The 19,242-nt window shown below is 64.4% G+C and carries 22 protein-coding genes and 1 tRNA gene; 12 read left to right on the plus strand and 11 right to left on the minus strand.

Annotated elements, in window-relative coordinates:
* Positions 1 to 89: 89 nt before the first annotated feature.
* Positions 90 to 725 (minus strand): peroxiredoxin, encoded by a 636-nt coding sequence (locus L2D00_07505; protein WBQ11699.1) that lies wholly within the window; start codon positions 723 to 725, stop codon positions 90 to 92.
* A gap of 130 nt (positions 726 to 855) precedes the next feature.
* On the opposite strand from L2D00_07505, the gene L2D00_07510 reads away from it, so the two are divergent.
* The 3 genes from L2D00_07510 (at position 856) to L2D00_07520 (ending at position 2,814) form a co-directional block, all read left to right on the plus strand.
* On the plus strand, positions 856 to 1,356 hold the full coding sequence (locus tag L2D00_07510; GenBank protein WBQ11700.1) for a histidine phosphatase family protein: 501 nt from the start codon (positions 856 to 858) through the stop codon (positions 1,354 to 1,356).
* A 266-nt stretch (positions 1,357 to 1,622) separates the two neighbouring features.
* Entirely contained in the window at positions 1,623 to 2,264 is a 642-nt protein-coding gene (locus L2D00_07515; protein ID WBQ11701.1) for a glycosyltransferase, read from the plus strand.
* A 55-nt stretch (positions 2,265 to 2,319) separates the two neighbouring features.
* A complete protein-coding gene (locus tag L2D00_07520) occupies positions 2,320 to 2,814 on the plus strand; it encodes a hypothetical protein (GenBank protein WBQ11702.1) in 495 nt (164 codons plus the stop codon).
* On the opposite strand, the gene L2D00_07525 is transcribed toward L2D00_07520, so the two are convergent.
* The gene (locus L2D00_07525; GenBank protein ID WBQ11703.1) at positions 2,789 to 3,688 is read right to left on the minus strand and encodes a hypothetical protein; all 900 of its coding nucleotides are present in this window, start codon (positions 3,686 to 3,688) and stop codon (positions 2,789 to 2,791) included. The genes L2D00_07520 and L2D00_07525 overlap by 26 nt on opposite strands.
* A gap of 84 nt (positions 3,689 to 3,772) precedes the next feature.
* Positions 3,773 to 4,732: an IS1595 family transposase gene (locus L2D00_07530; GenBank protein WBQ11704.1), complete on the minus strand. Its 960-nt coding sequence runs from the start codon at positions 4,730 to 4,732 to the stop codon at positions 3,773 to 3,775.
* A gap of 112 nt (positions 4,733 to 4,844) precedes the next feature.
* Between L2D00_07530 and L2D00_07535 the strand changes: the two genes are divergently transcribed.
* Genes L2D00_07535 through L2D00_07550 form a run of 4 tightly spaced genes read left to right on the plus strand, consistent with a single transcriptional unit; the run spans position 4,845 to position 6,681 of the window.
* A complete protein-coding gene (locus L2D00_07535) occupies positions 4,845 to 5,072 on the plus strand; it encodes a DUF6471 domain-containing protein (protein ID WBQ11705.1) in 228 nt (75 codons plus the stop codon).
* Between the two features lie 18 nt (positions 5,073 to 5,090).
* On the plus strand, positions 5,091 to 5,528 hold the full coding sequence (locus L2D00_07540; protein ID WBQ11706.1) for a DUF4065 domain-containing protein: 438 nt from the start codon (positions 5,091 to 5,093) through the stop codon (positions 5,526 to 5,528).
* A complete protein-coding gene (locus L2D00_07545) occupies positions 5,500 to 5,841 on the plus strand; it encodes a hypothetical protein (protein WBQ11707.1) in 342 nt (113 codons plus the stop codon). Before L2D00_07540 ends, L2D00_07545 begins: the two co-directional genes overlap by 29 nt.
* A gap of 45 nt (positions 5,842 to 5,886) precedes the next feature.
* Positions 5,887 to 6,681: a hypothetical protein gene (locus tag L2D00_07550; protein ID WBQ11708.1), complete on the plus strand. Its 795-nt coding sequence runs from the start codon at positions 5,887 to 5,889 to the stop codon at positions 6,679 to 6,681.
* A gap of 194 nt (positions 6,682 to 6,875) precedes the next feature.
* Here L2D00_07550 and L2D00_07555 read toward each other — a convergent pair whose 3' ends face one another.
* The 3 genes from L2D00_07555 to L2D00_07565 form a co-directional block, all read right to left on the minus strand.
* The gene (locus L2D00_07555) at positions 6,876 to 8,891 is read right to left on the minus strand and encodes an LpqB family beta-propeller domain-containing protein (protein WBQ11709.1); all 2,016 of its coding nucleotides are present in this window, start codon (positions 8,889 to 8,891) and stop codon (positions 6,876 to 6,878) included.
* 175 nt (positions 8,892 to 9,066) lie between these two features.
* Positions 9,067 to 9,140 (minus strand) — tRNA-Gly (locus tag L2D00_07560).
* A gap of 61 nt (positions 9,141 to 9,201) precedes the next feature.
* Positions 9,202 to 9,357 (minus strand): hypothetical protein, encoded by a 156-nt coding sequence (locus tag L2D00_07565; protein WBQ11710.1) that lies wholly within the window; start codon positions 9,355 to 9,357, stop codon positions 9,202 to 9,204.
* Positions 9,358 to 9,554: 197 nt separating this feature from the next.
* On the opposite strand from L2D00_07565, the gene L2D00_07570 reads away from it, so the two are divergent.
* Both L2D00_07570 and L2D00_07575 read left to right on the plus strand, forming a co-directional pair.
* Positions 9,555 to 11,390 carry an aminopeptidase P family protein gene (locus L2D00_07570; GenBank protein ID WBQ11711.1) on the plus strand — a complete coding sequence of 612 codons (1,836 nt, stop codon included), beginning with the start codon at positions 9,555 to 9,557 and terminating at the stop codon, positions 11,388 to 11,390.
* On the plus strand, positions 11,387 to 11,935 hold the full coding sequence (locus L2D00_07575) for a hypothetical protein (protein ID WBQ11712.1): 549 nt from the start codon (positions 11,387 to 11,389) through the stop codon (positions 11,933 to 11,935). The genes L2D00_07570 and L2D00_07575 overlap by 4 nt, the downstream gene beginning before the upstream one ends.
* A gap of 15 nt (positions 11,936 to 11,950) precedes the next feature.
* Here L2D00_07575 and L2D00_07580 read toward each other — a convergent pair whose 3' ends face one another.
* Positions 11,951 to 12,286, minus strand: a complete 336-nt coding sequence (locus tag L2D00_07580) for a RusA family crossover junction endodeoxyribonuclease (protein WBQ11713.1) — start codon at positions 12,284 to 12,286, stop codon at positions 11,951 to 11,953.
* Between the two features lie 137 nt (positions 12,287 to 12,423).
* On the opposite strand from L2D00_07580, the gene fumC reads away from it, so the two are divergent.
* Positions 12,424 to 13,815: a class II fumarate hydratase gene (fumC, locus tag L2D00_07585; GenBank protein WBQ11714.1), complete on the plus strand. Its 1,392-nt coding sequence runs from the start codon at positions 12,424 to 12,426 to the stop codon at positions 13,813 to 13,815.
* Positions 13,816 to 13,888: 73 nt separating this feature from the next.
* Here fumC and L2D00_07590 read toward each other — a convergent pair whose 3' ends face one another.
* Positions 13,889 to 15,100, minus strand: a complete 1,212-nt coding sequence (locus L2D00_07590; GenBank protein ID WBQ11715.1) for an ammonium transporter — start codon at positions 15,098 to 15,100, stop codon at positions 13,889 to 13,891.
* Between the two features lie 165 nt (positions 15,101 to 15,265).
* On the minus strand, positions 15,266 to 16,102 hold the full coding sequence (locus L2D00_07595) for a universal stress protein (GenBank protein WBQ11716.1): 837 nt from the start codon (positions 16,100 to 16,102) through the stop codon (positions 15,266 to 15,268).
* Between the two features lie 114 nt (positions 16,103 to 16,216).
* Here L2D00_07595 and L2D00_07600 point away from each other — a divergent pair, with 114 nt between their 5' ends.
* Positions 16,217 to 16,840, plus strand: coding sequence for an HD family hydrolase (locus tag L2D00_07600; GenBank protein WBQ11717.1), 624 nt, complete (start codon positions 16,217 to 16,219; stop codon positions 16,838 to 16,840).
* Complete coding sequence (locus L2D00_07605; GenBank protein WBQ11718.1) at positions 16,837 to 17,817, plus strand: NAD regulator; 981 nt, start codon at positions 16,837 to 16,839, stop codon at positions 17,815 to 17,817. Before L2D00_07600 ends, L2D00_07605 begins: the two co-directional genes overlap by 4 nt.
* 7 nt (positions 17,818 to 17,824) lie before the next feature.
* Here the strand turns inward: L2D00_07605 and L2D00_07610 are convergent, their stop codons facing one another.
* Both L2D00_07610 and L2D00_07615 read right to left on the minus strand, forming a co-directional pair.
* Positions 17,825 to 18,307 (minus strand): DnaJ domain-containing protein, encoded by a 483-nt coding sequence (locus tag L2D00_07610; GenBank protein ID WBQ11719.1) that lies wholly within the window; start codon positions 18,305 to 18,307, stop codon positions 17,825 to 17,827.
* Between the two features lie 13 nt (positions 18,308 to 18,320).
* Positions 18,321 to 19,193, minus strand: coding sequence for a division plane positioning ATPase MipZ (locus tag L2D00_07615; protein ID WBQ11720.1), 873 nt, complete (start codon positions 19,191 to 19,193; stop codon positions 18,321 to 18,323).
* Positions 19,194 to 19,242: the final 49 nt, after the last annotated feature.

The raw sequence follows: 19,242 nt of genomic DNA on the forward strand, positions 1-19,242 counted from the left end.
AGGACCCTTTACGTCAAGCACCCTTTACCAGAAAAAACACCGGCCCCTTTCGGGACCGGTGCTGAAATCACGTCAGTGGATTGATTTTGTTACTTGTTCGGCTGCGGCGTCGTGCGCAGATAAGGCTTGATCTTGGTATAGCCCTTCGGGAAAAGCTTTTCGGCGTCGGCGTCCGACAGGCTGGGCACCACGATCACGTCCTCGCCATCGGTCCAGTTGACCGGTGTGGCCACCTTGTAGCCGTCGGTCAGCTGCAGGGAGTCGAGAAGGCGCAGCACCTCGTTGAAATTCCGGCCGGCGCTGGGCGGGTAGGTGAAGGTGGCGCGAATCTTCTTGTTCGGATCGATCACATAGACCGCGCGCACGGTCAGCTTGGGGTCAGCCTTTGGGTGAATCATCTGGTAGAGGGCGGACACCTTGCGGTCGGTGTCGGCAATGATCGGGAAGTTCATCTTGACCCCTTGGGTCTCCTCAATGTCTCCGATCCAGGACTTGTGGTCCTCCACGCTGTCCACCGACAGGGCAATAGCCTTGGCGTTGCGCTTGGCAAATTCATCTTTCAGCTTCGCGGTGAAGCCCAGCTCGGTGGTGCACACCGGGGTGAAATCGGCCGGGTGGGAGAAGAAGATCACCCAGCTATCGCCAATCCAGTCGTGGAACCGGATCGGACCTTCCTGGGTTTCGGCGTCAAAATCAGGGGCGATATCGCCCAGCAAAAGGCTCATGGCATTTCCTCCGTCAGAGTGTTTGCGGCCAGCGGCGAACACCGGGTAACGTGTGCATCCGCCGGGCGCCACACAAGAGGCCTCCCGCCCGGATTTAGAAATGCTCACCCTTGGCCCTGGAAAAGCGACCATGCCTCATCTCATCCTCGTGCGTCACGCCAAAGCCGTTGAACGGATGGAAGCGGAGGACGATTTTGAGCGTGGCCTGACGGATCGGGGCCGCGCCGATGCGGCGCGCGCCGGCCAGGCTCTGGCCGAAGCCGGGCTGACGGCGGACTGCGCACTGGTCAGCCCCTCGCGCCGCACCCGCGAAACCTGGTCTGTCATTGGCGCGACGCTGGGCGCTCCGCCTGTGTCTGACCCGATGGCGCTTTATCATGCGTCCGCTTCCATGTTGGAGCGGGCAGTGCTCGATGCGCTGGATGGCGGCGCGCAGTCGGTGGTCGTCGTCGGGCACAATCCGGGCATTGGCGGCTTCGCCCATACGCTTGCCGCCCAGGCAGCGGGCGGACGGCGCATGCCGCCCGGCTGGCCGACCAGCGCGGCGGCCGCCTTTGAAGTCGCGCCGGGCGTCAAGGGCCTTGACGCTATTGCCTTGACATTCGCGTTCGATCCCAAAGCCGGGACCTGATTCGCCTTTCAGGCGTATTTATGCTTTCCTGCTCCCGTATCCGGGGTGGGTGGGCCATGGACGGGTCAAAGGCAGACAGTCAGCGTCGGCAGGTTCGGCCGGATTATGCGCGTCGGCGCGATAGTGGGCCGTGTGCCCGGCGCGCCGCTTTCGCCCTGCGCGAAAACCAGCCCCTGTCCAGCGCCGGCGCGCCACTTGGCCCGCCTCCGGCGCTCTGGTCCGGGCCGGTCCTCTTTCTGGGTGGCCTGGTCGCGCTGGCCCCGGGATTGGCGCTGACATGTGCGCTGACCCTGGCTTTCGTATTTGTGATCGCCATTGCCGCCTTGCGCCTGGCGGCCAGCGTCGCGCCGCCAGTCTGGAGCCCGCGCACGGCTGTCTCAGAGAGCCGCCTGCCTGTCATCAGCATCATCGTCGCGCTGCATAACGAGGCCGAGGTGATGCCGGGCCTGGTCGCCGCGCTGGCCCGGCTGAGCTACCCGGCCGAGCGCCTCGACATCCTTTTCGCCCTGGAAGCCCACGATCACACCACCCGCGCGGCGGCAAAGGCCGCCGGCAGACGGATCGGGGCCCGTGTCCTGGTGGTCCCGCCTTGCGGGCCGACCACCAAGCCGCGCGCGCTCAACTACGCCCTGCAGGCGGCCCGCGGCGAGCTGATCGCCGTGTATGATGCCGAGGACGCGCCCCATGCCGGGCAGTTGCGCGCGGCGGCAGAAGCATTTGCCGCGGACCCGGAGCTCGGCGTCGTGCAGGCCCCGCTGGGTTGGTACAACGGACAGGACAACTGGCTGACACGCCAGTTCGCATTGGAATATGCGGCGCAATTCTACGCCTTGCTACCGCTCTATTGCCGGCTCGGCTGGCCCCTGCCCCTGGGCGGCACCAGCAATGTGTTCTGCGGCCTTATGTAGCAAACGCACCAACATAACCGATGCAGATTCAACGCGCTAGGGGTATGATGTGTCCATGACAAACATATCCCTGTATCCCAACGGCAAGGTCAAACGCTCCTGTACGGAGACGTTCGAGCACACCATCAACGGATTGCTCACAAAGCGCGCGGACCTGTTTAACGAGGCAGAGCGCATCCGCGACAGGCTGGCAGAGCTTCGCAACGATATCGACGCTCTGGACCGCACACTCGCAACGCTGGGCTTCCAGGGCGATCTGAACGCCATGATGCCCCGCCAGAAGCGCACAGTCCTGTTCGGCAAGGGTGAGCTGACAGACGCCGTCCTGCGCGAGCTGCGAAGCGCTGACGGCCCACTGAGAAGCCGGGACATAGCCCGCGAGATTGTCGCCATGCGAGGCGATGACGCACGCGATCAGAAATTCCTCTCCGAACTCACCAAGCGCGTATCCAAGGCGCTCAGGGCGCTGCGCGATAATGGCGAGGTTCGGTGCGTGACGGATGCGCGGGGCAATATGGAGTGGGTCAGGAGGGACCGGTCAGCCGCATAGCAATTTCAGAAAGCGATGCCGGAAGCATTCCCTGTCGTATCTTTCCCGCTAAGTATTTGGGAAGCTTTTCGGGGAGATATTCCTCTCTCATCCATTTTCGAAATGCGGGCAAAGCCGCTTCCGGGTAGCAGTGAGATTGCTGCGGGTTGGATTCCGCTTGAGGAAAGTAATCCGGGTAATTGTGGTCATACTTTATGCGGCTTCCAAACTTGGCGTCATAGCCCTTTTCAACCCACTCAGCCGACCATGCTATGCCGACGCTTATGTCCGGTATGAATTTAGTTCCAACATCTGCACCATTCCTAATAAGCTCAACTATAATATCAGCAGTCTCTTTAAACACGGCAAAATATCCCGTTGGAATTTGTCCGTAGGCTGAGGTCACGCGATCATGAAATTGCCTCCAGCTTTCCGGTATAAGACCAGCTGGGTCGTATCCAATTTTAGTGTAAATAAATTGCTTAAAGCTAGCCCTTGCTAGCGTCCGGTAGTTTTTCAGCGCAGTTGTATTGTCTGATTGCTTGGCGTCAAAGGCATAGTATTCTAAAACAGCCATGCATACTGTATCGGGATATGCGTGATGCGTTGACCCTCCCAGCGATGTCTCAATATAGGGCTGACTTATATCAATCCCTTGCGCGATTAGTGATTCGCGAATGCGGCGAACTCTTGGCTGCTCTTTATCCGTTGCCCAAGTCTCGCCTAGCCGCAAGATCATTGTGTGATCAATGCCGCACATTCGAGCGAGGCCGCGTGCATTCAAATATGGGGTTCCGTCACTCAGGACGCCCATCCCGATCCCGTCAATCTCAACCTCTTTTTCAATTTTAAGGTCGAGAAGGTATTGGCCTGAGGCGGTGATCAATTCGGTCATGATTCGCGATATCGCCCTGTTTTTTATGCCTTCAGCGTGGTGACCAAAATTATATCTCACTCGCACTGGTTTTGCGATTCCTTCTTAGTTCGCGCGCTGCCAGTATCCCGCCCACTGGCGGCTGACCGGGGAAGCCATGGCGAGGCGCATGGTGCGATTGGCCAGAGCGCCGTTGTCCTCACGGCGGTGATCCTCTTTCCAAGCCGCCTCGTTGGCGTACTGGTGCAGGTAGGCGGGGCTGACACCGTGGTGCTGGCCCTGCACCATCCGGCGCAGGCGGGAGAAGTAGCTTTCCACGTTGTTCGTGTGTGCGCCGTTCTCGCTGTAGGCCAGCGAGTGATTGATACGGCCCGTGGCGCGGTTCCGGCTGAGCACGTCCCAATGCAAGGCTTCATCCGCATAGATGATCGCAGAGCCGCACACGCGCTTGGGAAGCACGTCCAGACCGTCAGCTTCGGAGCGCAGCACCTTGGTGATGGTGCGGCCCTGACGCTGGCGCATGGCGAACACAACGCGGCGGGTGCCGGTCTGGTGACGGGCGAGGCGGCGATCAATGCGATCCGCCTTGTGATTGGCCGGGCGGATATAACCACCGAAATAGGCGCCATCAATTTCGACCTCGCCTGACAGCTTCAAGCCCTCAAGTTCAGCCGCCAGAGCCTCGCGCAGCTTGTGCATCATCACGAAGGCCGTCTTGTATTGAACGTCCAGATCGCGGCTCATCTGAAGCGCGCTCATGCCCTTCACGCCATTTACGAACAGGCAGACCGCCGCCAGCAGATCGGTGAACGTCATCTTGCGGCTGGCGAAAATGGTTCCGCTGGTGACGCTGAATTGGTGGTGGCAACCCTTGCACTTGAACTTGCGGCGGGTGGCGATGTCGTAGGTCTCGACGCAGCCGCAACGCGGGCAGACCGCATGACCTTCTGTTTCCGGCCAGCGCATCTCGCAGAATGTCCGGTACGCGGCTTCCTCGCCGCCCTGGTAGATCGCCTTCAGGCTCAGGGTGCGAGCGGCGGCGGTGAGAAGGAAGTGCTGGGCCATTTGTCATCATCTCCGATGTCGATACATCAGATATGATGATATAAGGCGTCGTTGTCAATGGGAAAAACATCATATACGATGATGCTTTCATCGCATATGAGGATTCTCTTTCATGGCAGACTCACCTATATTCCAAGAGCGGGCGAAAAATATCTTGCGCGCGGAACTCAAACGTAAGGGGCTTGGTTACAAGCAATTGGCCGAGGAGTTGGCAAAAATCGGCATTGAAGAAAATGACCGGAACCTTGCCAATAAAATCAGCCGAGGATCTTTCACAGCGGCGTTCTTTATCCAGTGCCTAGAGGCAATCGGATGCCGCGAGATACGAATAAGCGAGTGACCAGCAGTCAGTGAGGTTATGGCGATTCATCCACTTCAAGTCGGCAAACGCCTCTGCGAGCGCAGCGGCTGGACGCTGACGAACCTTCAGCTTCAAAAGATCGCTTACATAGCGCACATGCTGCACCTCGGGCAGCATGCCAAGAGGCTTGTCTCAATTCCATTCCAAGCATGGGAATACGGGCCGGTGTCTTATGACCTGTACCGGCAGGTCCGCGCCTTTGGAGCCGACCCAATTGGGAATGTTTTTCGAGTTGTTCCGGCCCCAGCAGAGGGCACCGAGACTGAATACCTCGATGGGATTTATGACCAAGTGAAGGACTGGACCCCTGGCCAGCTCGTCAGCTTTACCCACCGTGCTGACGGTGCATGGGATCAATGCTATGATCCGAACGTCAAAGGCATAGTGATTCCCGATGAGGCCATAATTGCCGAATACCGAAGGTACCACGGCTAGCAAGCCGCCCCTTGAGCCGCCCCTCGCTTCTGATGACAAGCAGTCAGAGGCGCTTGCCCGATTGGAGGCGCGATTCGAAGACCTATGCGACAGGCATAAGGAAGAGCGCTTTCTTTGGATAGCGGTGACCGTCATATTAATGAATATACTGCTGCTGGGTGACGTTCAGCCGTCCATGCTTCCAATTGCGATAGTGCTGCTAGAGCTGCCCCTGCTCTTCCTGTTGGCAAAGAAGCTGGGCATTGAAAGCGTTGCCCAGTTATTTGATCGCATCATCAGTGACATTGGGCGAACAGCAAAGAATGGCGATTAGCGCATCCTGCCCCGCTAGCTTTGGTGCGTTTGCTACATAAGGCCGGTGTTCTGCCGCAACGCGCTGGAGGCTTGCGGCGGCTGGGACCCGTACAATGTGACCGAGGACGCCGATCTCGGGTTTCGCCTGGCCGCCCATGGCTGGCGCGCCGGCCTCATCGAACCTGGCACGCTGGAAGAAGCGCCCGTGACGCGTTCTGCCTGGACGGGTCAGCGTTCACGCTGGCTGAAAGGTCATTTCATCACCTGGCTGGTGCACATGCGGCAGGTGCGCCGCCTGTGGGACGGTGCCGGACCGGGAGCGTTTGCCTGCCTGACCCTGACCATGCTCGCCAACGCGCTGAGTGCACTGATCTTCCCGTTGGGGCTGATGATGGTCGCAGGTGCCCTTGTTCTGGCCGGGGCGGGCTGGACCGCCGGTCTGCCCGGCGCGGCGGCCGGACTTGTGGCGCTGGGCTGCGCAATCGCCTGCGCCCGCACCGGTGCATTCAGAGCCGGGTTGACGCCGGACTGGCGCGATCTGGTCACCCTGCCGGTCTACTGGCTGTTTCAGGCGCCGGCCATGGTGCGGGCCTTGCGCGAGTTGCCCGCCCGCCCCTATCTGTGGGTCAAGACCCGCCACGGGGTCTCCACCACGCGGCGCGAGGGGCCAGATGACAATTACTCAGACGCTGCTCGCCATGGGCCTGACCGCCGCGGCGTTCGCCTTCTCCGCATGGCGCAGCGGGCGGCCCAGCGATCCGCTAAAGCCGCGGATGATACCGTGGACGATGGTCACCATCCTCGCCGGCGCCGCGTTCCTGTTCCTGCTCGCCCATCTGTTCGGGCATTTCGGCCTTGAAACCGGCGGCGGGCTGAGACGGTAACGCGGCCTAGACAGCGCGCATTGACCCCTGCCCCAAATGGCCCGATGGCACCCACGCAACGCTCAAAAACATAAGGGCGCTGTGCTGTGCACAACGCCCTTTAAGCCATAGTCACAGACCGCCGGGGCTGGTCTGACCCGCGCAAGGCGCGTCAGACCAGCCCGTCAGATCAGCGCGGATCAGGCGGATTGTGCTCCATTAGGAACCGGGTGGTCGCCTCGAGCGTGATGAGGCGGGTCCGGCGGAACAGCAGGTTATGGCCGTCGCCTTCAATCGGGATGTACTCCACCGGCTTGCCGGCGGCGCGCACCGCATCATACATCAGCTGGGACTGGCTGGCGGGAACGATATTGTCTTCCAGCGGATGGATGAGCATCAAAGGCATATTGGTGTTGGCGATGTTCTGCAGCGGCGAAATCGCCCGCATCTGATCGCGGTTCACGCGCCAGTCGCCTATGTACTCGGTCCAGTAGTCCACCGCACCGCGGCCGCCGAGCTGGTCGGCCTGCCAGGACATCATGGTCTGGATGTCAGACACCGGCGCGCCGGCGATGGCACAGCGATAGAGCTCGGGCGTCAGCGCATAGCCCGCCAGAGCCGCGTAGCCACCATAGGACCAGCCCCAGATGCACACGCGGTCACTGTCGACCACGCCCAGATCGGCCAGATGCAGCACGGCGTCGGAGACGTCGTTCTGCATCGCGCGGCCCCACTGGCCGTGCCCCCGGCGCACGAAGTCGAGACCCAGGCCCGAACCGCCACGGAATTGCGGCTGGAACACCGCATAACCCATGTCGGCATAGGGCTGGGCGAAGAGCGGATCAAACCCGTAAGTATCCCGCGCCTGAGGGCCGCCATGCGGCACGATCAGCAGCGGCAGATTGTCCGCCTCGCGGTCCATCGGCAGGGTCAGGTATCCAAACAGCTCCAGCCCGTCGCGTGCCGTGTAGTTGACGATCTCGACAGGATGAATGCGCTCGGGATCCAGCTCAGGATAAGCTGTCGTCAGATAGGCCATCTCACCGCTGCTGCGGTCGAGAAGGTAGAATTCCGAGGACACGTCCCCGCCTTGAACCGCGACAATAATGCGCTGGCCGCTGAGGTCCCAGTTGGACAGGGTGACCTCTGATAGCGGGAACAGGCCTTCCAGCTGGTCCTGCAAAGACTGAAACTCGGAATCGAACCAGACTGTACGTGCCCGCTCTTCATTCCAGACAGCCCCGATCACCTTGCCCGTGCGCCAGTCCATACGAAAACCGCTGAAGTCGAAACGGCCCTGGGGAAGGTTCGGCAGGGACACCTCACCGGTGTCGGGGTTAAAGAGGTAGGCACGCAGATGATTGCGGTTTTCCAGCTGGCTGAACCAGATGCCGCGGCCCTGGTGATCGAGGCCCACCAGGTTGGACATGGCCGAGATCGCCCGGCGCCCGGCCCGGCCGAAACGCTCAAGCGTGTAGCTTTCTTCATACACCAGGTTGGCACGGTTGCCGGTCTGGCGGAAGACGCGCCAAAGCGTGCGCGACCTGTCATTGTCCTGCCGGATGTAAGGCTCGGCATTGTCGTCGAGCACCCAGTTCACCGTATTGGTCGACCCGACAAAGCGGCGGCGGTAATTGCCGGTGTCCAGATTGTACTCATAGAGGTTGATGGTTTCACCANCCCCGCGGCCGCGCGCGGCCGCCACGGTAGTTCCGCCGCCGGCTGCCACGGACGCCGATATCAGGATCGTGTCGGGCGAGTCCGGCAGACGCGATTCGATGCTGGCATTGCGCTCCAGAAGGCGCGCCTCGCCATTGGTCAGGTTGTAGACGTAGCGGCTGCCGATATCGGCGTCCTGCAGTGAGCCGCCCGGCACGCGGATGCGCTGCCGGTAGGTGATCAGCAAGTGCTCGTCCGATAACCAGCTGACGCCAAAGAGCAGGGCATCGGAAATGTTCTCGGCGAAGCCCGGGATCGCTACAGATTGTCCCCCCCCCAGCGGGGTCACGATGGCGTACATCTGATCGCGCTCGGCGCCCGTGATCATGGCGACACGCTGGCCATCGGGCGAAATCTGTACCGACTGCACGTTGGGCAAGCGGGCATAGGCCTCCAGAGGCACAACTGACTGCGCCCCGGCAGGCGACCACCAGGCTGTCGCCGCCGTCACGGCGGCCGCTGCCATGGCTGTGAAAGTCCGTATCATGGATTCCCCTCTTGTTATTTGATCGGCGCGTTGAGCTCATTGTGCCCAGCTAAAAGCGCTGATCAAGTCAATTGCGCGCCGAGGGGCTGGCGCGCACTGCGGCGGCATGAATGGAGAAAAGACGGCAGCAGCGGCAAGGCAGCCGGGTTCAGCCAGCCTGCGCGCACATCGGGTCTGGAGCGGGTAGCGAGAATCGAACTCGCGCGTTCAGCTTGGGAAGCTGACAGGCTACCATTACATCATACCCGCGCTCGCGGCCTGATATGCCTTAGCGGGGCCGCTTGAGGCAAGAGCGCGCGGCACCGCGCGCTCAGGCGCGGCGGGCAAGATGCGACAGGCCGATGCGATCAAAGAAGGCGTTCACGTCGGTGTTGCGCGCTTCCACACGCAAGCCGCGGCGGACGCGCGCGTGAGCGGGAGGCTGGGACGCGCCGCTCAGGCGCAGATGGTCTTCGGCGTGAAACATGGGACGGCTCCAGACGGGCGGGCCGCGAAACGGACATCGTTCGGGCGTCGGCAGATGCTGCGATATGCGCCGCGCCCCCAGCCCTTGCCAGCGCCAAAAACGCAGAGCGCCCATGCAGAATTGCTCGGGAACCAAAACACGCCGCGCGCCGCATGCAGCGGATTGATCGGCGTCGCGCGCGGGCGTAGTTTGGACACATGACAAAACCCATCCAGTCCTTCGACGTGAAAGGCGGTCCGCATCTGGGCCGCGACCACCTGCCCCAGCTGCGTGCGGCGCTCAAAACCGCCGGGCTCGACGGCTTCATCATCCCTCATGAGGATGAGTACAATAACGAGTATCTGCCTGCGAACGCCGAGCGCCTGGCGTGGGCCACCGGCTTCACCGGCTCGGCTGGCGCAGCGGTGGTGCTCAGCGACAAGGCCGCCGTCTTCATCGACGGGCGCTACACCGAGCAGGTCAAGACGCAGGTCGATGGCGATCTGTTCGAATATGCCGACCTGATCGAGCCGGGCCCTGCGGGCTGGCTGAAGGCCCACGCACCGCGCGGCGCGCGTATCGGTTATGACCCGCGCCTGCACGCGCCCGATGCTCTGGCCCGCCTGGAAGAGGGTGCCCGCGCTGCGGGTGCCGAGCTGGTTGCCCTGGACACCAACCCCATCGACACCGCCTGGCAGGGCCGGCCTGCAGCGCCGTCGGCGGCTGTCGTGCCCCATCCTGAAAGCGTCTCCGGCGAGGATCACGCCTCCAAGCGCCGGCGCATCGCGCGCGACATCACCAGCGATGGCGCGGACGCGGCCGTGATTACCAGCCCACCCTCCATCGCCTGGCTGTTCAATGTGCGCGGCGGGGACGTGGCCTGCTCGCCTCTGCCGCTGGCCTCTGCGATCCTCGACGGTGACGGGCGCGCCACGCTGTTCATCGATGAAGCCAAGCTCACCGCCGCCGCCCGCGCCCATCTGGGCAATGAAGTGGCGGTGCGCCCCGAAAGCGAGCTCGGCGATGCACTGAAGGCCCTCTCGGGCAAGACCGTACAGGTCGATCCGGCCGGCACGTCGGTGTGGGTGTTCCAGCAGCTCGAAGCCGGCGGGGCGCGCATCCAGCGAAAGCCCGATCCGGTCCTTCTGCCCAAGGCGTGCAAGAACGCTGTGGAAATCGAGGGCGCGCGCCAGGCCCATATCCGCGACGGCGAGGCGCTGGTGCGCTTCCTGCACTGGCTCGACACCGAGGCCCAGTCTGGTCATGTGGACGAGATCGAGGCGGCTTTGAAGCTGGAAGGCTTCCGCACCGCCCTGCCCGAGTTGAAGGATCTGTCCTTCGAAACCATCTCGGCGGCCGGCCCCAACGGGGCGTATCCGCACTACCGCGTCAACACCGCCTCCACGCTCAAGCTCGAGCCCGGCTCGCTCTATCTGGTGGATTCCGGCGGTCAGTATCCTGATGGCACCACGGATGTGACGCGCACCGTGCCGATCGGCGAGCCGACAGCCCGGATGCGCCGCCACTTCACCCTTGTGCTCAAAGGGCATATTGCCCTGTCCGCCATCCGCTTTCCGGCCGGCACGCCCGGTGCCGCCCTCGACGTGCTGGCGCGCGCGCCGCTGTGGATGGCCGGGCATGACTATGACCACGGCACCGGGCACGGCGTGGGCAGCTATCTGGGCGTCCATGAAGGCCCGCAACGCATAGCCAAGGCGGGCAATTCTATCCCGCTCAAACCCGGCATGATCGTCTCCAACGAGCCGGGCTATTACCAGATTGGTGCCTATGGCATCCGGATCGAGAATTTGCAGGTAGTCACCCCGGCCGAGCCGGTTGAGGAGGGCGACCGGGCGATGCTGGGCTTTGAAACCCTGACCATGGCACCCATTCATCGCGGCCTGATCGACACCACCCTTCTGACCCCGGACGAGATGGTGTGGCTCGACGGCTATCACGCCGAGGTTCGCAAGCGCGTCCTGCCCCGGCTGGACGGCGACGCGGCAGCCTGGCTGATCCGGGCAACCGAAGCGCTCATCGGGGCGACGCCGTGATCGCAGGCCTGTTGCGGGCCGCCGCCCCGATCATTGCCATTGGGATCGCTGCGCTGGCACTGGGCGGCTGCTTCTATTCCGACCGCGAACTGATCGGCTTCTGGGGTGCTGATACGCCGCTGCAGGACGGGGTGTGGGTGCACACGCCCACCCATCCCGACGGGACCGAATGGGGCGGGTTCACCTGGCGTGGCGAGTTGCGCAACCAGCGCCGCCGCTACGTCTCGGACGATGTGAACTTTCCTCACCAGAACGCGCGCCTGCGCCAGCTGCATGAGGACACGTATATCGCCCAATTCCCCGGCGAGGCCGGATACGGGTATGGCATCATGTTCGTGTATGCCGGCGGTGCCATGGCAAGCTATCACATGGCCGACTGCAACATGCTGGCCGACGCCGCGCGCGAGGAGGCAGGCGTGGCGCTCGACGCCGAAGGTTATTGCCGTCTCACCTCGCTTGATCAGCTTGAAGCGATCATGCGCACCTATCTCGCGGCGCGCGCCGGCGATCTTGTGATTGACGGGGTCTACCGGCGCGAGGGCTAAGCCGTCTGGCTCAGCTCAGGCGGCTTCGGGCGCTCGGATCGGCCGGGCGCGGACCTTCACCCGGGCCCTGTCCCCTATGGTCTTCTCCACATGCAGGCGCTCGATCTGGCTGCCATCATGGAACACCACGCCGGTCAGCCCCTCGACCACCGCTTTGGCGACCTGATCGACATCGTGGGCGGGCATATCGGATGCACGTTCAATCTCGACCACGACCTCGAAAGCGCCGTCGCGCGGGCGCTTGAACTCCGACGCGAAAAAGGCACCGATCAGCGTGTTGAAGCGATCGGAACTGGCCGTGACCGCATCCACACGCAGATTGAGCGATCCCTTGCTGGCTGCTGCTTGCATGTGGGCATTCCCTTTCGCGCGGCGCGCCGCATCCATGTCCGGCTTGATCTGTCAGGGCCGGGTGCTACACGTCCGACTCATCAAGACCCCACATTGTCCGCCTGCGGACCTGATCAAGCAAGACCGGAGCGAGCCCGATGACTGACATGCGCACAGAGACCGACTCGTTCGGCCCGCTGGACGTTCCCGCCGACAAGCTGTGGGGCGCCCAGACCGCCCGCTCGCTGATCAATTTCCGCATTGGCGGCCAGACCCAGCCTCTGCCGCTGGTGCGCGCGCTGGGCGTGGTCAAGCATTGCGCGGCCAAGGCCAATATGGCGCTGGACAATCTCGAGCCACGCCTGGGCGATGCGATTGCCGCCGCCGCGCTGGAAGTGGCTCAAGGCAAGCTCAATGATCATTTCCCGCTGGTGGTCTGGCAGACCGGCTCGGGCACCCAGTCGAACATGAACGCCAATGAGGTGATCGCCAACCGCGCCATCGAGATCCTGGGCGGCGTGGTGGGCTCGAAAGACCCGGTCCACCCCAATGACCATGTGAACCGGTCCCAGTCCTCCAACGACGTCTTCCCCACCGCCATGCATATCGCCACGGCGGAAGTGTTCGTGCGCGATCTGGTGCCTGCGCTGACCACGCTCCACGCGGCACTGGCCGCCAAGGCCGAGGCGTTCAAGGACATCATCAAGATCGGGCGCACCCATCTGATGGACGCCACGCCCCTGACCCTCGGGCAGGAGTTTTCCGGCTACGCCCACATGGTCAAAAACGCCATCCGCCGGGTCGAGGCGGCGCTGCCTGCGCTCTATGAGCTGGCCCAGGGCGGCACAGCGGTGGGCACCGGCCTCAACGCCAAGCCGGGCTTTGATGTGGCGTTCGCAAAAGAAGCCGCTGCGCTCACGGGCCTTCCGTTTGTGACCGCGCCCAACAAGTTCGAGGCGCTGGCGTCGAAAGACGCCATGGTGGAAGCCCATGGCGCGCTCAATTCGGCCGCCGTGTCGCTGTTCAAGATCGCGCAGGATATCCGCCTGTCCGGCTCCGGCCCGCGCTGCGGTATTGGCGAGCTCAACCTGCCGGAAAACGAGCCGGGCTCGTCCATCATGCCGGGCAAGGTGAACCCCACCCAGGCCGAGGCTATGACCATGGTCTGCGCCCAGGTCATGGGTAATAACGCCGGCGTCAGCTTCGCCGGCAGCCAGGGCCATTTCCAGCTCAACGTGTTCAAACCGATGATCGCCTGGAACGTGCTGACCAGCGCGCGCCTCCTGGGCGACGCGGCGGTGAGCTTCACCGAGAACTGCGTGGCGGGCATCGAGGCCAATGAAACCCGCATCGCCGATCTGATGGAGCGCTCGCTCATGCTGGTCACGGCGCTGGCGCCGAGCATCGGCTATGACAACGCCACGACCGTCGCCAAGACCGCCCACAAGAACGGGACCACCTTGCGCGAGGAAGCGGTGCGCCTGGGCTTTGTTACGGCGGAAGAGTTCGACAAGGCGGTGCGGCCCGAGACCATGCTGGGGCCGAAATAGCGCTGACAAAAAAGATCCCCGGCGGGCGAACCGCCGGGGACCAGTCAGGGAGGAACCGTTTGCAGGAGAGCCGTCAGGCGCTCTCGCCGTGCAGCGCGATGTCGAGGCCGGTGACCTCGTCCTCGGCGTCCACACGCAATGTCATGAAGCGCTCCAGCACCCACAGGATGATGAAGGTCGCAATGGCGCACCAGGCCGCGGCCGCCAGCGCGCCCCAGGTCTGGGTCCATACGATCAGCCAGTTGCCTTCCACCGCGCCCGCAGCGCCGCCCACGGCGGTGGCGGCGAACACGCCGGTCAGCACCGCGCCGGCAAAGCCGCCAATGCCGTGCAGGCCGAACGCGTCCAGGCTGTCATCGTATTTCAGTTTCGCTTTGAGGATCGTCACGCCGCCATAGGCCGCCGCGGCGGCCAGCGCCCCGATCACGAAGGCCGCATAGGGCTCCACAAATCCGGCCGCGGGCGTGATGCCCACCAGACCGGCAATGGCACCCGACGCCGCGCCCAGCACGCTGGGCTTGCCGCGCAAAATCCACTCAAGCCCCGCCCAGGTCAGCGCCGCCGTCGCCGCGGCGATCTGGGTGACCAGCGCCGCGTGCGCCGCCAGCGCATTGGCCTCCAGCGCCGAGCCGCCATTGAACCCGAACCAGCCCACCCACAACAGGCCCGCCCCGATCACGGTGAGGACGAGGTTATGCGGCGGCGCGCCCTCTTTCGGCCAGCCGCGCCGGGGGCCGAGCTTCAGCGCCAGGATCAGCCCCGCCACGCCGGAATTGATGTGCACCACCGCCCCGCCTGCGAAATCGAGCACGCCCGCCTCGCTCAGGAAACCGCCGCCCCAGACCCAGTGGGCGATGGGGGCGTAGACTAGCAGAAGCCAGATCGGCACGAACACCATCCAGGCTGAAAAGCGCAGGCGCTCGGCCGCCGCCCCCGCGATAATCGCCACGGTGATGATGGCAAAGGTCAGCTGAAACAGGATGAAGCCGCTCTCGGGAATGCCGCCCACCGCGCTGTCCAGCGTCAGGCCGGACAGGAAGAGCCGGTCAAATCCGCCAAACAGCGCCCCCTCGCCTGCGAACGCGAACGAGTATCCCGCGATGACCCAGGTCAGCGTCACCAGCGCCGCCGCGCCCAGGGACTGCATCAGCGTGGACAGCACATTGGTGCGCCGCACCATGCCGCCATAAAACAGCGCCAGCCCCGGCAAGGTCATCATCAGCACCAACGCGGACGCGGTCAGGAGCCACGCCACATCTCCGCCTGCAAATGCCGTCTCGTCCATCGCTTCGCTCCCCTTCGCGTGTGCAGCAAAGCGGAGCGCGTGTTTGACAGTTTGTCAGCGGTCGGATCGCTTTTTGACACGGCGCGCGCACGTGGCGCCCGCATCTGGAGCGCTCACGCACGGCTTTGAGGCGCCGGGGTCAGACTCGCGATCCGCTCCCGGCGGCTAGTGCGCAATCAACAGCGACGGACCATCCGTGGCGCTCAGCAGCGAGCGCGTGACCCCGCCAAAGATGAACTGGGCGATGCGCGACTGGCCATAGGCACCCGCCACCAAGAGGTCAGCGCCAGCAGCCGCCTCCACCAGCGCCGCGCCCAGCGGACCGTCAGGCTTCACCTCTACCGTGCGGGCCTCGATCCCGCGCGGGCGCAGCCAGTTGGCCAGCCGGTTGGGCGCGGCCGCGGCGCGGTCGCTGAAGTCGAGATTTTTCGGGCTGTGCAGGATGGTGACGTCCACCCCCTCGGTGAAGAAAGGCGCCGCGGCGAAGGCGGCGCGGGCGGCTTCCTTGGATCCGTCCCACGCCACGGCGATGGTTTTGGGCGCCATCGCACCGCGCCGCGGTACGAAGACCGGGCAGCCCTCGTCCACCAGACAAGCCGTGGTGAAATCAGCCAACGGCCCCTTGCCGGCAGCGGCATCGGGGCAGGTCACCAGCAGGCGCACCAGACGGGCCTGCTGCGCGGCCTCGGCCGGGCTGTCGGTGATGCGCCGGAAGCTGCTGGCGCCTTTCAGGCCAGCCGCCTCCACCGCCGCGTCAAACCGCGCGGCCGCAGCCTTGGCGTAAATGTCGGCTTCCTCACGCACGGCATCCAGCGCGGTCGACACCACCGACGCACCTGCCGCGCCGGGACCCGTCCACAGCATGTAGGCCGCAGGATCAGGCTCCACGAACACGCCGCGCAGATCGGCGTTGAAAATCGGTGCCAGCGTCACCGCAGCATCCAGCGGCGCGGCATCGGCCTCGGTTCCCTGAAGGGCGACCAGCAAGCGTTCCGGTCTCATAAACGGCTCCTTTTCTCGCACGGCGGCGGCGTAATGCGCCAGCAGCATGCCTTGAACTTACGCCGTTTCGCGATAGGACGGAACGCATAGAGCGATAACCCGGAGCCTGATCGATTGACCCGCGCCCCTTCACCGGTCCCGCCGCCGCGCGCCTGGCAGCGCATGCTGTCCGGGCGCCGGCTCGATCTGCTCGATCCCTCGCCCATGGATATCGAGATATCCGACATCGCCCACGGCCTGGCGCGGGTGGCGCGATGGAATGGTCAGACCTCGGGCGAGCACGCCTTTTCGGTGGCCGAACATTCGGTGGTCGTGGAGCGCGTGTGCCAGCGCCTGAAGCCCGACTGGCCCTATGCCTGGCAGCTGGGCGCGCTCTTGCATGATGCGGCCGAATACGTGATCGGCGACATGATCTCGCCGTTCAAGGCCGCTCTGGGCTATGATTACAAGATTGTGGAAGCCAGGCTCGAAGGGGCGGTGAACATGCGCTACGGCCTGCCCGCTGAGCTGCCCGCCGATATCAAGGCCGTGATCAAGCGCGCCGACAAGACCTGCGCCTTCTTTGAAGCCACCCAGATCGCCGGTTTCTCCACCGAAGAAGCGCGCAAGCTGTTCGGCCGCCCGCCGGCAGGCGTGCGCCTGACCATCAACCCGCTGCCCGCCCCCGAGGCGCAGGCGCGATTCCTCGACCGGTTCGAGCAATTGCTGGCCGGCGCCGAGCGCGAGCGCGCGCGATGAAGCCCGATATCGACCCGTCCAAGCTCGGCCGTCTGGTCGTCGGGCTGAACGCCGTGATCTTCGCCGCTGATGGCGAGGGCGAGCTGCAGGTTCTGGTCACTGAAAGCCTGGAGGGCGGCCAGACCGCCCTGCCCTTCGGTCCGTTCGATCCTGAAACCCACCGCACCTTCGAGATCGGCCTGCGCGAATGGGTGCGCGGCCAGACCGGGTTCGAGCTCGGCTATGTCGAACAGCTCTACACGTTCGGCGATATGGGCCGCGAGGCGCCGGTGGCGGCCCTGGCCGGCGCCCAGGGCGCGCGGGTCATTTCGGTGGGCTATCTGGGCCTCGCCCATGAAGCCCGCCCCCTCAAGGGCGAAGAAGCCCGCTGGGTGGACGTCACCCGCTTCTTTCCCTGGGAGGATCACCGCGAGGGCCGCCCGGCCATTCTCACCGATTCCATAGAGCCCGCCCTGCGCTCCTGGGCTGACGAGGCCGCCGCCCCGGGCCGGCGCGCCGCCCGCTCCCAGCGCGTGCGCGCCACCTTTGGCCTGGACGGCGCGCCGTGGAACGAAGAGCGGGCGCTGGACCGCTACGAACTCCTGTACGAGGCCGAACTGGTCGCCGAAGCCGCCCGCGACCGCGACGAGGCGCCAAACGGCGCCCTGCGCATCGGCGAGACCATGGCGTCGGACCACCGGCGCATCCTGGCCACGGCCCTTTCCAGACTGCGCGGCAAGGTGAAATACCGCCCCATCGTGTTCGAACTCACGCCGGACCTGTTCACCCTCTCCCACCTGCAAAAGCTCGCCGAGTCCATCTCCGGCTTCCCCTTGCACAAACAGAATTTCCGCCGCGCGCTGGACCGCGCCGGCTTCGTCACCGGCACCGGCCAGCTGGAAAGCCGCACCGGCGGACGGCCTGCGGAGCTTTACCGCTACAAACCGGTGCCCGCACCGGCAGGCGCGCTGGGGATTGCGGTGCCGCGGTTGAAGTGAGGGGTTCTCACCCCAACAACACATCCCGTGCTTCCTGCACTTGCGCCGCCAGCGGGCCGGAGCCGCCGGTGTCGGGGTGGAGTTTTTTCATCAGCTCGCGGTGGGCGTGGCGGATCTCGTCCTCGCTGGCGGTTTCGGAGACGCCCAGGATTTGCGCGGCTTCGCGCCGGGTCATTGCACCGGGCCGGGCGCGGCCCGGCGGCGGCTGGCGCGGGCCTGAAGCGGCGTCTTCACCCGGTCCTGACGCGCCGCCCTTGCTGTCCTGACCGCCCCGCGCCGCCACCCCCAGCAGGCCCAGCCCCGCGGCCAGCACCGGAATACCGGCGACGGCCAGGCCGCGCACGGTCAGCAAAATCCCGCCCACAACGCCCGTCACGCCGAGGCCCACCCGCAAGAGCAGGGCGGCGTTCTCGGTCTTCATGCGTGAGAACGCGAACGCCAGCGCCAGCAAAGCGCCGATGGCGGCCAGAAAGGGTATGAGCAGGCTCATCATCGCCCTCCGGTCAGAACGGCATGCGCGCACCCGCGAGCCCGGGCAGTTTGAGGATAATGATCAGCTCGCGCAATTCCTGGCGGGCGGCCACATGGCTCATGGTGAAGGGGGCCTTGGAGCCGCTTTCGGTGAGATCGAGCAAAGTCAGCCCCGCGGGAAACAGCTCGCGATAGATCACCCGCTCGCAAAACCCCGGCGCCAGGCGGAAGCCGATGCGTTCGGAAAGCTTCTTCAACCCCTCCCACACCCGGCGCTTGTTGAGCGCATCCAGCATGGAGATGCGGTTACGCATGACCACCCAGTCAATCGTGCGCCGCTGCGAGCGCGCTTTCAGCTTGCGGCACTCCCACACCATGGCGGCGTAGACGCTGGGCCGGCCCACCTCGAAGGTTTCCGGGTCCACATCGGCCAGCAGCGCGAAATCGACAAAGCTGTCATTGATGGGCGTGACAATGGTGTCGGCGCTGGCATGGGCCAGGCGCGCATAATGCGTATCGCCGCCGGGCGCATCGACAATGATGAAGTCGCACTCGGCTTTCAGCGCCGCCAGCGCGGCGTCCCAGGCGGCCTGCTCCTCGGCCTCGGCCTCATCGAGACTGCGCGTCGCCGGAGCAGGCACGGTCTGCTCCAGCGGCATGGGCAGGGCCGCCGAACGCCGCTCGGCCCAGCGCCGCCGGTTTTCAAGATAGCGCGTCAGGGTCGCCTGGCGCAGATCGAGATCGACGACGCCTACCGTCTTGCCCATGCGCATCAGCGCCACAGCCAGGTGAATGGCGACGGTGGATTTGCCCGCCCCGCCCTTTTCATTGCCCACGACAATGACATGGGCCGACCCGTCGGTCGGCTCAGACTGCATCGAGCGTTCGGCGTTCGAATTGGACATGGGTGTCAGGCCCTCAGGCGGGCCTCATGGATACACCAGCGTGCGGCGT

The sequence above is a fragment of the Hyphomonadaceae bacterium BL14 genome (assembly GCA_027627705.1).
Classification (GTDB): Bacteria; Pseudomonadota; Alphaproteobacteria; order Caulobacterales; family Maricaulaceae; genus Oceanicaulis.